The sequence below is a fragment of the Pseudomonas sp. HP_12 genome, from assembly GCF_055283955.1.
In genome coordinates, this window is sequence record NZ_JBTOQG010000059.1 from 115,502 (window position 1) to 128,015 (window position 12,514).

Annotated in this window: 11 protein-coding genes; 7 read left to right on the top strand and 4 right to left on the bottom strand. The window is 58.5% G+C overall.

Features of this window, described 5'->3' with window-relative positions:
* The first annotated feature begins 125 nt into the window (after positions 1–125).
* The 7 genes from ACYASU_RS23150 (at position 126) to ACYASU_RS23180 (ending at position 7,057) form a co-directional block, all read left to right on the top strand.
* Complete coding sequence (locus tag ACYASU_RS23150; RefSeq protein WP_463584200.1) at positions 126–1,145, top strand: LacI family DNA-binding transcriptional regulator; 1,020 nt, start codon at positions 126–128, stop codon at positions 1,143–1,145.
* Positions 1,129–2,133: an ABC transporter substrate-binding protein gene (locus tag ACYASU_RS23155; protein ID WP_463584201.1), complete on the top strand. Its 1,005-nt coding sequence runs from the start codon at positions 1,129–1,131 to the stop codon at positions 2,131–2,133. Before ACYASU_RS23150 ends, ACYASU_RS23155 begins: the two co-directional genes overlap by 17 nt.
* A gap of 48 nt (positions 2,134–2,181) precedes the next feature.
* Positions 2,182–3,003, top strand: coding sequence for an ABC transporter permease (locus ACYASU_RS23160; RefSeq protein WP_463584298.1), 822 nt, complete (start codon positions 2,182–2,184; stop codon positions 3,001–3,003).
* The gene (locus tag ACYASU_RS23165; protein ID WP_463584202.1) at positions 3,000–3,794 is read left to right on the top strand and encodes an ABC transporter permease; all 795 of its coding nucleotides are present in this window, start codon (positions 3,000–3,002) and stop codon (positions 3,792–3,794) included. Before ACYASU_RS23160 ends, ACYASU_RS23165 begins: the two co-directional genes overlap by 4 nt.
* On the top strand, positions 3,791–4,837 hold the full coding sequence (locus ACYASU_RS23170) for an ABC transporter ATP-binding protein (protein ID WP_463584203.1): 1,047 nt from the start codon (positions 3,791–3,793) through the stop codon (positions 4,835–4,837). The genes ACYASU_RS23165 and ACYASU_RS23170 overlap by 4 nt, the downstream gene beginning before the upstream one ends.
* 7 nt (positions 4,838–4,844) lie before the next feature.
* Positions 4,845–5,678, top strand: a complete 834-nt coding sequence (locus ACYASU_RS23175; RefSeq protein WP_463584204.1) for a phosphodiesterase — start codon at positions 4,845–4,847, stop codon at positions 5,676–5,678.
* Between the two features lie 224 nt (positions 5,679–5,902).
* Positions 5,903–7,057, top strand: coding sequence for an ATP-binding protein (locus ACYASU_RS23180; RefSeq protein WP_463584205.1), 1,155 nt, complete (start codon positions 5,903–5,905; stop codon positions 7,055–7,057).
* A gap of 21 nt (positions 7,058–7,078) precedes the next feature.
* Here the strand turns inward: ACYASU_RS23180 and ACYASU_RS23185 are convergent, their stop codons facing one another.
* The 4 genes from ACYASU_RS23185 to ACYASU_RS23200 all read right to left on the bottom strand — a co-directional run bounded on the left by ACYASU_RS23185 (position 7,079) and on the right by ACYASU_RS23200 (position 12,228).
* Entirely contained in the window at positions 7,079–7,318 is a 240-nt protein-coding gene (locus ACYASU_RS23185; RefSeq protein WP_346625741.1) for a hypothetical protein, read from the bottom strand.
* 201 nt (positions 7,319–7,519) lie between these two features.
* Positions 7,520–10,438 carry a putative bifunctional diguanylate cyclase/phosphodiesterase gene (locus tag ACYASU_RS23190; RefSeq protein WP_463584206.1) on the bottom strand — a complete coding sequence of 973 codons (2,919 nt, stop codon included), beginning with the start codon at positions 10,436–10,438 and terminating at the stop codon, positions 7,520–7,522.
* Positions 10,439–10,469: 31 nt separating this feature from the next.
* Positions 10,470–11,318 carry a phosphate/phosphite/phosphonate ABC transporter substrate-binding protein gene (locus ACYASU_RS23195; protein WP_346625743.1) on the bottom strand — a complete coding sequence of 283 codons (849 nt, stop codon included), beginning with the start codon at positions 11,316–11,318 and terminating at the stop codon, positions 10,470–10,472.
* A 451-nt stretch (positions 11,319–11,769) separates the two neighbouring features.
* Positions 11,770–12,228, bottom strand: a complete 459-nt coding sequence (locus ACYASU_RS23200; RefSeq protein WP_463584207.1) for a hypothetical protein — start codon at positions 12,226–12,228, stop codon at positions 11,770–11,772.
* Between the last annotated feature and the right edge of the window lie 286 nt (positions 12,229–12,514).

The window sequence follows — 12,514 nt, forward strand, 5'->3', positions numbered from 1 at the left end:
CGACTTCCGCCTGGCAGTCAGGCCTGCCTCACCCAATGACTCCAATCTGTCACATCCTCGCCCCTGAATTGCCACATTGACGCCGTAATGTCCTCGCCAATGAGATCGATCTCAAGCGAGTGAACATGAGTGACCTGAAAGAAGTCGCACGGGTGGCAGGGGTTTCCAGAGCGACCGCCGCCCGCTGTTTCGCCTCTCCCGAAGTGGTGCGTCCGACGACCCGTGATCAGGTGTTCGCCGCCGCGCGGGAACTGGGTTTTCGCCCCAACCTGCTGGGCCGCCAGTTGCGCCTGCAGACCACCCAGCTCATCGGTGTGGTCGTGCCGAGCCTGCTCAACCCGGTGTTCGCCGAACAGTTTCAAGCCATGGAGCGCGCCGCGCGGTTGCGGGGCTACAACCTGTTGCTGGCGACCACCGATTACAGCGCCGAACGGGAAAGCGCGGTGGTTGAAGAGCTGCTGCGTCAGCGTGTCGACGGTCTGGTCCTCACTGTGACCGATGCCCACAGCAATCGCGTGCTGCAAAGCCTCAGCACCGAAGACACGCCCTTTGTCCTCGCTTATCACCAGCCCGGCAGCACCGAATACAGCGCGGTCTCGGTGGACAACCGTGCCGGTATGGCCCTTGCCACGCGCTATCTGCTGGACGCCGGTCATCGACGCATCGGCATGGTCGCGGGGCCGACGCTGCAGTCCGACCGGGCGCGGCAGCGTTACGCGGGCTACTGCGACGCAATGGCTGAACACCGCTTGAACGCCATGCCCATCATCGAAATGCCCAGCCACACCCAGGCCGATTTCACCGCGCTCGCGCCGTTGCTACGAGGCCCTCACGCGCCCACCGCGCTGGTTTGCTCCAACGATTTGCTGGCAATCAGCCTGATCGCCGAACTGCGCCGCCACGGTTGGGCGGTGCCCCAGCAGCTGTCGATCATCGGCTTCGACGGCATCGACATCGGCACCCAGATGCACCCGACCCTCTGCAGCGTGGTTCAGCCGATTGCCGCCCTGGCCACCACCGTCATCGATCAATTGCTGGCGCAAATCGCCGGCGCCGCACCGACTTCCCACTGCCTGCCGTGCCACATCCGGCCGGGCGAAAGTACTCAGCCCTACGAGGAGACGCTCCATGATCCGCTTCAGTAAAACCCTGGCGGCCCTGCTGCTGTGTGGCGTGGCCAGCCTGACCCAGGCCGCCGAAACCGCGATTTGCTACAACTGTCCGCCGGAATGGGCGGACTGGGGCACCCAGCTCAAGGCCATCGCCGACAGCACCGGCGTGCAAGTGCCGCTGGACAACAAGAACTCCGGCCAGTCGCTGGCGCAACTGGTGGCCGAAAAAGCCGCCCCGGTGGCGGACGTGGTGTATTACGGCGTGACCTTCGGCTTGCAGGCGCAGAAGGCTGGCGTGGTCGGCACCTACAAACCCAAAGGCTGGGAGCAAATTCCCGCAGGCCTGAAAGACCCGGAAGGCCACTGGTTCGCGATCCACTCCGGCACCCTCGGCATCATGGTCAACGTCGATGCACTGGGCGGCCTGCCAGTCCCGCAAAGCTGGGCTGATCTGCTCAAGCCGGAATACAAAGGCATGGTCGGTTACCTCGATCCGTCCAGCGCGTTCGTTGGCTACGTCTCTGCCGTGGCGATCAACCAGGCCATGGGCGGCACCCTGGATAACTTCGCGCCGGCCATCGACTATTTCCAGAAACTGGCGAAGAACGCGCCGATCGTGCCCAAGCAGACGGCCTATGCGCGGGTGCTGTCCGGCGAATTGCCGATCCTCGTGGACTACGATTTCAACGCCTACCGCGCCCGCTACAAGGACAAGGCCAACGTCGCCTTCGTCATCCCGAAGGAGGGCAGCATCAGCGTCCCTTACGTGATGAGCCTGGTCGCCAACGCGCCCCATCAAGCCAACGCCGAGAAGGTGCTGGATTTCGTGCTCTCCGAGCAGGGCCAGGCGCTGTGGGCCAAGGCGTATCTGCGTCCGGTTCGCACCATGAAGATGCCGGCCGACGTCGCCGCGCAGTTTTTGCCGGACAGCGATTACGCCCGCGCCGGTGTAGTGGATTATCAGCACATGGCCGACGTGCAGGAAGCCTTCGCCGCGCGTTACCTGAGCGAGGTCAAGTAAGTGAGCAGCACGGTTTTGAAGGCGCAGAACCTGGCCGCGCGTAGGTTGTTGAAATGGCGTCTGCGCCCAACAGCCGCGTGGGCCCTGGCACCCGCGGCGGCGGTATTGGCGGCGTTCTGGCTATTGCCATTGGCGCACCTGATCGTGCTCGGCGGACAGCAGCGGGATGGCGCCGGCAGCGGATATTGGCAAGTGCTCAGCAGCCCGCAGTACCTGGGCAGCCTGGCGCAAACCTGTGTCCTCGCCGTCGTGGTGACGCTGGCGGCGCTACTGGTCGGCGGCATCACCGGCGTTTTCCTCGCACGCCAGCGCTTTTTCGGACGCACTACTCTGGTGGCGCTGCTGACCTTTCCCTTGGCGTTTCCTGGCGTGGTGGTGGGCTTTCTGGTGATTTTGCTGGCAGGGCGGCAGGGTCTGTTTGCCATGCTCGGCCTGAAACTGGCCGGTGAGCGCTGGGTGTTCGCCTATTCCCTGGCGGGCCTGTTCCTCGGCTATCTGTATTTTTCGATTCCGCGGGTGATTCTTACGATCATGGCCGCCTGCGAAAGCCTCGACCGCAGCCTGGAAGAAGCCGCCCATTCCCTCGGCGCCGGGCACTGGCGGGTGGTGTGTGACGTGATCATTCCCGGGCTGGCGCCAGCGCTGGTGTCCTGCGGGGCGATCTGTTTTGCCACCTCCATGGGCGCGTTTGGCACGGCCTTCACCCTCGGCACCCAGCTGAACGTCACCCCCGTGGCGATCTACAACGTATTCACCAACTACGCCAACTTTACCGTCGCGGCGGCGCTGTCGGTGGTACTGGGCGCGCTGACCTGGGCGGTGTTACTGCTCGCGCGGCGCATGGTCAAGCAATCGAGGACCGTCCTGTGAAGCGCTCTTCGCTGTTCATCACGCAACTGCTGTTCACGCTGCTGGTCTGCGCCTTCATGCTGGTCCCGGTGCTGATGTCGCTGCTGGCCGGGCTGACGCGCAATTACTTTCAGGGCGTGTCCAGCGGACTGACCTTCGACTGGATTGCTCAAGTCTGGCTGGCCTATTCGCCGACCGTCTGGCTGTCCCTGCAACTGGCCCTGGCCTGCGCGGTGTGCGTCTGCGTGATTGGCGTACCGGCGGCGTACGCGCTGGTGCGAATGAACAACCGCTTCAGTCGCGCCTTTGAAGAATTGATGGTCCTGCCCGTGGCCATGCCGGGCCTCGCCAGCGCCCTGGCCCTGCTGCTGACCTACGGCCAGTTCGGCAGTTTCCGCAGCAGTTGGCTGTTCATCCTCGTCGGACACGTGCTGTTCACGTTGCCGTTTCTGGTGCGGCCGGTGATGGCAGTGATGCAGCGTCAACATCTGCCGACGCTGGAGGAGGCCGCCGCCAGTCTTGGTGCCGGGCCGTTGCGACGATTCTTCAGCGTCGTGGTCCCCAACTGCCGGGCGGGGATTCTCGCCGGCGTGCTGATGGTGGTCACGCTGTCACTGGGCGAATTCAACCTGACCTGGATGCTGCACACGCCCATGACCAAAACCCTGCCGGTGGGTCTGGCGGACAGTTACGCGTCGGCGCGGCTGGAAGTCGCCAGCGCCTACACCCTGATATTTCTGTTGATGATCGTGCCGCTGCTGGTGGCGTTGCAGGCCATCAGCACACGCCTTTCCCGTGGAGAGCAAAGATGACTGGAACCACGCTGCGGCTGATCGGTTGCCGAAAGGCTTTCGCCGACGGCACCGTTGCCGTTCACGACCTCAACCTGACCATCGAGGCGGGGGAGACCCTGGCCATCCTCGGCCCGTCCGGCTGCGGCAAAACCACCACCCTGCGGATGATCGCCGGGTTGGAACGGCCGGACGTCGGCCAGGTATTTTTCGGCGATCAGGACGTCACCCGTCTGCCCATCGAGCGCCGCGACGTCGGCATGGTTTTTCAGAACTACGCGCTGTTCCCCAACCTCTCGGTGGAAGGCAACATCGTGTATGGCCTGAAAGTGCGCGGCATGGCCGTCGCCGAGCGCAACAAGCGCTGCGCCGAACTGCTGGAACTGGTCGGCCTGCAGGAGCACGCCAAGCGCGGCATTCACGAGTTGTCCGGTGGGCAGCGTCAGCGTGTGGCACTGGCCCGCGCCCTGGCGCCACGGCCGAAAGTCCTGCTGCTCGACGAACCCCTCGCGGCATTGGACGCGCAGTTACGTGAACGCTTGCGCAGCGAACTCGATCAGCTGCTGCGCGGACTGGGCATTACCTCGGTGTTCGTCACCCACGATCAGGGCGAAGCCATGGCCCTGGGCGACCGGATCCTGGTCATGCAGCAAGGGCGCATCGCCCAGCTTGGCACCCCGCGGGAAATCTATCAGCAGCCGGCCAACCCGTTCGTCGCCGGTTTCGTCGGCAATCTCAACGCCTTCTCGGTGGCAGGCCGCTCCGTCAACGGCCTGAAAGTCAGCGGCGGCGAACTGCCGTGGAGTGGGGCGGGTGAGCCGTCCACCGTCTATTGCCGGCCCGAGCACCTGCGGGTGGTGAAGCGCGAAGGGCACCTGCACGGGCGTTTGCTCGGTCAGTTCTTTCAAGGCGCCCAGAGCCGTTTGCTGATTGAAGTCGGCGCGGCGCAACCCTTGCTGGTCGACAGCGCCGACAACGTCATTCATGCCCCGGGTGATCTGATCGCCTTGGCCGTCGAGCCGCAGGCGTTGTTCGCCCTGCATCCGTCATCATTGTGTAAGTGAGTTGAATGTGAGCGTCCCGTTTCTCATCGCGCAGATCAGCGATCTGCACCTCAAAGCCGGCAACAAGCTGACCTATGGCATGGTCGACACCCTCGGCGCGTTGCGTCGCGCGGTCGACCATCTGAACGCCAGCACGCCGCGCCCGGACATCGTGGTGATCAGCGGCGACCTGGTGGATTTCGGTCGGCCGGATGAATACGCCGTCCTGCACCCCGAGCTGGCGCGCTTGGTCATGCCGTACTACCTGGTGCCCGGTAATCATGACGTTCGCGAGCACCTGCTGGCTGAATTCGCCGATCACGTTTACCTGCCGCTCTGTCCCAAGTCACCCTTGGATTGGGTTGTCGAGGAGCACCCGGTGCGCCTGATCGGACTGGACTCGACCATTCCCGGCGCCCACGGCGGACAGGTGCTGGACAGCCAGATGGCCTGGCTCGATGAAGTGCTTGGCCGGCGCCCGGAGGTGCCGACCTTGCTGATCATGCACCACCCGCCGTTTGTCACCGGGATCGGCCACATGGACCGCGAGGCGTTCATCAACGGTGCGGCGCTGGAGCAGGTGATCGCCCGTCACCCGCAAGTCGAACGTGTTCTGTGCGGCCATCTGCATCGGCCGATGCAACGGCGCTTTGCCGGGAGCATCAGCTGCACCTGCCCGGGCACCTCGCACCAGATCGTGCTCGACCTGCGCGAAGATGCCCCGGCGCATTTCAACCTTGAGCCGGCGGGCTATCTGCTGCATCGCTGGCATGGGGAGCAGGGCCTGGTCACCCACAACGGCGTGTTCGGTGATTACCCGGGGCCTTATCCGTTTTATGACGCGCAGGGGTTGATCGACTAGCACTCTCCATCCCGGAGGTTGTCCTATCGTCCTGGCCCGTCGGGGCCTGGAGGGTTGCGGGCCTGTGGGTGCCGCTGCATCGCTAAAATGACCTCATCTATAATCAGTCTATAGTCGCTCTATAGTGACTCTATAATCCGCTATAAACGAAGAGTTTCATCCTTTCTATAATTGGTCTATAGTCGCTCTATAATTGCCTATAGAGCTGTGCTTGAGGTCTACAGATGCCCGAAATCTTCTACCACCGCCCCGAGTTGGCCGCCCGGCTTTCGAAGCTGATCATTCAGGTATCTGTGGGCAGCTCGGCCAGTTCAGGCGTCTTCCTGGCAGCGCCACGGCGCACCGGCAAATCCACCTTCGCCCGCGAAGACCTGCGTCCTGCGCTGGAGAAAGCGGGGGCGATCGTGCTGTATGCCGACCTCTGGCAAGACCTGACCAAAGACCCCGGCCTTGTCATCGTGGAAGCCATACGCGAAGCGGTTGGCCGAAACGATGGCTTCATCACACGGCTGGCCAAGGCTTCCGGGATAGACAAGGTCGCTGTTGGCGGCTTGAATTTCAGTCTGGATAAAATCGGCCTCGGCAAGGACATCGACCTCACCACGGCGCTGGTGGCGCTCTCCGACGAATCGCAGAAGCTCATCGTTCTGATGATCGATGAAGCGCAGCACGCGATTACCACCGAGGCGGGTGTGGCGGCGCTGTTCGCGCTCAAGGCGGCGAGGGACGAACTCAACAGCTCCCGGCACCACGGCCTGCGCATCGTTTGCACCGGCTCGAACCGGGACAAGCTGGCCATGCTGCGCAACAGCAAGGACCAGGCGTTCTTTGGGGCATCAATGGTGCCGTTCCCTACGCTCGATCAGAACTACATCGACTGGCTGTGCGCCAACATCGATCTGCCATCCCCGCTCGATCCGGCAGAAGTGTTCCAGCTGTTCAAAGAAAGCGGCTATCGGCCCGAATTGCTCGGCGCAGCGGCTGATGCCATTCGCTTCGATTTTTTCATCGACCCTGAAAACGTACGTGAGCGGTTTGCCGAGCTTGTTCGCGCACAGGCTGATGAGTTGAATGCGAACCTCAAGAAGGTGATCCACAGCCTCACCCCGATTCAGTCGGCCGTGATTCGCGTTATGGGCAGCATGGGCGATAACTTCGCCCCGTTCGAGGCGCCCACCATTGCGTTGTACGCCACAGCGATGAAGCAGGCGGGCATCCCGGAAAGCGACATCAAGGTTGAGGTGCCGGGCGTGCAACAAGCGCTCATCGCGTTGCAGGAAAAGAATCTGGTCTGGAAGGCTTCGCGGGGTGTGTATGCGGTGGATGAGCACGTGATCGTTGATCTGCTGCGCGCCGACGGGCTGCTGGAAGGTTTGTAGCCTCGCGGCAGCCCAGGATGCTTACCTCTTGAGCGCGATGGCCTCCTGGACAAGGCACTCAAGGGCGAACTGCTCGGTGTAGGTCATCTGAATGGGCGTGGTTTCGCCCTTGACGGTTCTTTCGCCGTCCAGGATGTAGCGGATGCGCTTGTCGGTGACACCGATGCGCTTGGCGATCCACGAAGGTGTTTGGCCAATCCGCGAAATCAGCTTGTCAGCGTAGTCGGTAGAAGGGTTATAGAGTTCTGCGTTGGGTGTCATGTGACGTCCGGATAGAGGTTAGGCGCTGTGTGTTCAGGCGAATGCTGCACAGTGTGCCCATAACCGGGCTGCGTCGCGACCCCAATGGTGTTCGCCAGAGCTGCGACGGGTCTGAGGGGGAGGCCCCGGGGAAGACATTCACCCTGGGTTCAAGCGCCGCTGCCCGTCCTGGCGGGTCGTGCAAATGCTGCAGATACTGATTCAGGCAAAATCAGGTTCAGAAAATCGTATAGCCAACGTGCGTGAAGATTTAATCATGGCGGCACACTCATCACTTGTGACGGGTTTACTGAAAAGATAGCCCTGAATTTGATCGCAGCCATGTTTGACAAGCAACTCTAGTTGGTCAGATGTTTCGACGCCTTCCGCAATGACGTTTAGATCCAGTTCGTGCGCCAATACGATGACCGCGCGGGTGATCGCCGCGTCTTCATGATTGCTTGTTATATCTTTTATGAACATTCTATCGATTTTAAGAGTATCGATAGGGAATCGCTTCAAGTAGGCGAGGCTGGAATAACCCGTTCCGAAATCATCGACCGAAAGCCCTATGCCGTATGACTTTATCTCTCGAAGTATTTCAACCGCCGACTCGGGTTCAATCATCAGAACGGATTCAGTGAGCTCGAACTCTAAAAGAGCGGGGTTGATACCGTATTCTTCCAGGATATGCCTGACGATTTTAGCCAGCCCTTTTACCTGAAGCTGCCTGGCTGAAAGGTTGATGGCGATCGGTACCACCCCGAGATTGTTATCTTCCCAACGTTTTAGGGTTTCACAGACCTTCCGGATGACCCATTCGCCCACAGGAATGATCAGGCCGGTGTCTTCAAGCATAGGGATAAAGTCAGCGGGAGAAACCAGGCCGAGCTCTGGATGATTCCACCTCAGTAACGCCTCCAAACCACTGATGCTGCCGTCTGCGAGGCTGACCTTGGGCTGGAAATGCAGAATGAACTCGTCGCGATCGAGCGCGCCCCGCAACAGCGTTTCAGTTTGCAAACGCTTGACGGCACTTTCATTCATCTCGGCAGTGTAAAACTTGAAATTATTACGACCGCTCTTTTTTGCATGGTACATGGCGGTATCAGCATGCTTGAGGATGACGCCAGCGTCATCCCCGTCAAAGGGATAATTAGCAATGCCAACGCTCGCTGAAACGAATATATCCTGGCCGCGAAGATTAAATGGTTTCGCCAAAGCGTCGACAATACGGGTCGCGAGCGATTTTATGGAGCTCTCCGAATAAGCAGCCTGTGTGACAACAATCGAAAATTCATCGCCCCCCAGCCGCGCAACCAGACTGTCGTCATCGATATATTCCTCCAGGCGCCGACTTGCCTGGATGAGCAATTCATCCCCTACGGAATGCCCCATGGTGTCGTTCACGGTTTTGAATCTGTCCAGATCGATGAACATGACGCTTATTGCAGAGGGCGCTGATGCAGTGCGGCTGATTGCAGCGTGCAGGTAATTATTCAGAAACCAGCGATTAGGCAGATGTGTAAGCGAATCATTTTCGGCCAGATAGGTGAGCCTTTTCTTCGCGTCATCCCGTTCAAGCGCGGCGGCCAACAGGTTTGCCAACGTTTGGAGGTAGCTAACATCTTCACGGGTAAAGGGCTGCCCCGTGGTGGCATAGACTCCGAGCACACCCTTAAAGGCATTCCCGCACGGTATATCGACCTCTATACGGCTTCCAATGCGCTCAGCTTCCACGGTGTCAATCGACAGCAACTTGTACGTTGCATCAGGCGTATCGGAAATAATCTCAAGCCCGCCAGAAGAACCCATACCGCTCAAGAATTCATTCGTGTAGCCATTCCGGGCATCAACGCTGGTAAAGCCGGTCCTGGCGTTGAGGATGACTCCGTGACTCACTCGATCAACGACTAACAAAGCGGCCTTACTCATGCTCAACCCTTGCGCGGCCGTCAGTGCGGCCAGTTCACCCAGGGCGCTGACGTTTTCCTCTGTCAGTGCCTGCTGGCCAAACAGGGCGATCAGGTTTTGCCTTCTGGCGTTATCGAGAATCGCATCCTCAAACTCTTTTCGATCCGTAATATCGATGTCGATGCAGATATATTTTTCAACGCCGCCCCTGTCATCGAGAATAGGGATGATGGTGCGTTGATGCCATTTCTCCTTACCGGCAAGACCGGTAAGCCTGACCTCACCGTTCCACACTCCGCGTTCAGGTGCCCACTGCCACGGCTGAGTGGTTGAAGACATGCCGTTCCAGACTTGATCGATCGTCAACTCTAAAAGCTCGGCGCGGGAACGGTGTGAGCTTGTGACGAATCGTTCGTTGACATAGGTGATGCGACCGGACGGCGAACATTCGCAAACGATTGAAACCTCATCCAGGGCGTTTTTATGCTGCACCAGGGTGTTCATCAACGATTCGATGCGCTGGCCAAAGTGATTACGCATGTTCGCCGCAGTACGGTTTACCGCTTTGATTGCCTCCTGTATTTCAACGGGAGCATCTGCGACCAACATAGCCTCTGCTGCCACTTCGCCGGAAGCGATTTCCGCTTCATAGGAGTGAAGCTTGTCCAGCTGGGCAAGTGAACGCTTGATCACCCAGCCCATCAATAACAAACTTGTGAGCAAAAAAAGCACTGCCAGTACCGTAGCTTGCACCACCAGATTACAAAGTTCGGTCGCTATTTTCTCGGCGTTGAATGACAGGCGCATCACGCCATAATCTTTCCCACCGATCGTTATCGGACGGTTGACATCGAACAATCGTGCAGCGACCTCGGACTCTATCCATGCGGGGGCTCTGCCAACCGGCGCGCTGGGCGCCTGCAGGCGAATGACGCCACCTGACAGGTCAATAAACATGGCGGATTGGAATGGCGAGCGAGCCAGGGTCTTTTCGAGGGTTCTTTTGATGGTGTCGTAATCGCCGATGACTACGCTTTCCTCCACGGCTTGCGCGGCAACCTCGATCAGCATATTGGCGGTGTCTTGGATTTCCTCGATATGTTGAAGAAGCTGATTTTTATAAAACAGACCCAGGCCGGCCGTAAGGAATACGACTATCAGAATAGACAACATTCCCAATATTTGCGACGTCAGCGATTTTGGCAGCAGGCTTTTAAAGAAAGTCATTAATAGCCTCTCCAGCTAAATGTCAGATTATTTACTTAAGGTTTGCCGGCAAGCTGCTGTAAAAATCACGATAGGAAGCGTAATCCGCTGCCGTCGCAGGAATGAAAGTAATCGGTGCCGGTGCATGAACTAACTCGGTCGCCTCATGAAGAATCTTGCTGCCGTCTTTATCGTACTGCATGTTAAAAAATGCGTTGGCTACCGCATCAAGTTCTTTTTGAGAAATACGAGGGGAGGCCATGAGGGCTAAATCATTGAACGAGGACGAACTCCACAATACCCGGAACGATTGACCTTCTCTCTCCGTGTAGCCGCTGACAAGCTGTGAGTTGACCCCCATCGCCTGAGCCTTGCCGCTGAGCAGCTGGCTGAAGGCGCCGTCCATGTTTCCTGCAAATACCGTAGACGTATGTATCCCTTTTTTTACCAGTTCCGAGCTGGTGACTTTGTAAGCAATAAACGCTTCGGGGCCGGGGTACACGACCTCTTTGCCTTCCAGTTCGGAAAGGCTATGGATGGGCGAATCGGCGGGGACCACGATTTGTCCTTCGAGGGCAGGGGCGTCACGGCGGCCAAATACCTTCCAGCCCATTTTGTCGCGCTCAGGGCTGAAGAGATGATTGGTAAATGCAAAATCAACCTCCTGTGCGAGCACATAACTGGTCGTGTCAGAGGAGGTGCGGCCTAATTTCAGCGTGAGGTTCACGCCGCTTTTTTCGGACACGTACCGTATGATCGGGTTCCAGAAAGTGGCTGAGAGATTAAGGTTGTATTGATTGACAGGCGAGAAACTATAGACTTTAAGATCTTCAGAAGCGGCGATATTTGAAAGGCCAAACGACAGCGCAATAAGGATAGCTTTGCAGGTCAGACGTAACATTACTTTTTGGCTCCAGATGTATATCAGTTTCTGACTCAAAGGTGATGAGCGTTAATTAAACTCAGCAATCCAATATAATCGGCCGAAGAGGGGAGATCTTAAGCACCGTTTTCTTAAATAATTAGTTAACTGCACTTGGATCCACTGATCCGCTTCTTATCCCTGACCCCATTGACGAAGGCCGTTATCCCGTCCTCGTTTGGAGGGGCGTGCGAAGGTTGGCTCTCAAGGGCTTCAGCGCTGGAGTGGACCCGGTGTTCGGAGGCGTGTTTGATCTGTTCGCCGGGTGAGGCGGCCCTTGACCTTCGGCAGATGCTTGCCAGGTTCCGTACGTAGATTCGCCGAGCGGCGATCAGGCAAGGCAAGAACAGGTGAAGAACGACCTGGGTCCCGTTCGATTTGGGTCAAAGAGGCTTCATCGTCGGCTATCGCTTTTTTGGCCCAGTGCACCTTACGGCGTAGGTAATCCCAGCCGGTGTGCTTCAGCGCTCACATTCATCGGTTTGCCTTTCAGCATCGGCTTATGCCCGACGAGGGCAATGGCTGGCTCAAGGCTGTCGTCCGAAGGAACCAGCAGGGCTTGAAGGCTTTCAGGATTGATGACTCCCCAGTTGGATAAATCATGACAACCGCTGCCGCCACAGACAGCTTGATAGATGATCCGGCTAGCGTGATTTGCATCGGTGTCGCATTCGCCGCCGATGAAATCCACATTGCTGTACCGCAAGACTGTTGAACGAGTGCCGCGTTCTACCCGGAGAATAACGTCTGCGCCTTCTGTTGATCGTAATGGCCTGGTCGCATCTACCGCAATGGTGACGGTTGCCCCGGCACACTGAAATTGCTCCTGTGCCGACGCTGGCAGAGAAAAGATGGCCGTGAAACTAAAGACGATTGCAATCCGTAGCATGGAAAGATCTCAGGTTATCAATGAGTGGATGCTAGCAGCGGGCTGAGTGCAGAGGCGAGCCGCTTTGAGTAAAAAAGGAGTGACCGCTTGTGGGCCATAACTTCAGCCGCGATGCTAAAGCGCAAGCGACCTGAATGCCTGGCCAATCTGCCGCCACGGCGCATGGCGAACCACCACCGGATCACCTGCTGATTTAAATTCCCCGTTAATTCCTGTAATACAATACGATTGCTTTCGACGGGTCGCATCATGAGGATCGGCCCGCAGGTTCAAAGTGACCCTCGTT

Coding starts and splice junctions, on each gene's coding strand:
- ACYASU_RS23150 (WP_463584200.1), top strand. CDS start 126: ATGAGTGACCTGAAAGAAGTCGCACGGGTGGCAGGGGTTTCCAGAGCG.
- ACYASU_RS23155 (WP_463584201.1), top strand. CDS start 1,129: ATGATCCGCTTCAGTAAAACCCTGGCGGCCCTGCTGCTGTGTGGCGTG.
- ACYASU_RS23170 (WP_463584203.1), top strand. CDS start 3,791: ATGACTGGAACCACGCTGCGGCTGATCGGTTGCCGAAAGGCTTTCGCC.
- ACYASU_RS23180 (WP_463584205.1), top strand. CDS start 5,903: ATGCCCGAAATCTTCTACCACCGCCCCGAGTTGGCCGCCCGGCTTTCG.
- ACYASU_RS23185 (WP_346625741.1), bottom strand. CDS start 7,318: ATGACACCCAACGCAGAACTCTATAACCCTTCTACCGACTACGCTGAC.
- ACYASU_RS23190 (WP_463584206.1), bottom strand. CDS start 10,438: ATGACTTTCTTTAAAAGCCTGCTGCCAAAATCGCTGACGTCGCAAATA.
- ACYASU_RS23195 (WP_346625743.1), bottom strand. CDS start 11,318: ATGTTACGTCTGACCTGCAAAGCTATCCTTATTGCGCTGTCGTTTGGC.
- ACYASU_RS23200 (WP_463584207.1), bottom strand. CDS start 12,228: ATGCTACGGATTGCAATCGTCTTTAGTTTCACGGCCATCTTTTCTCTG.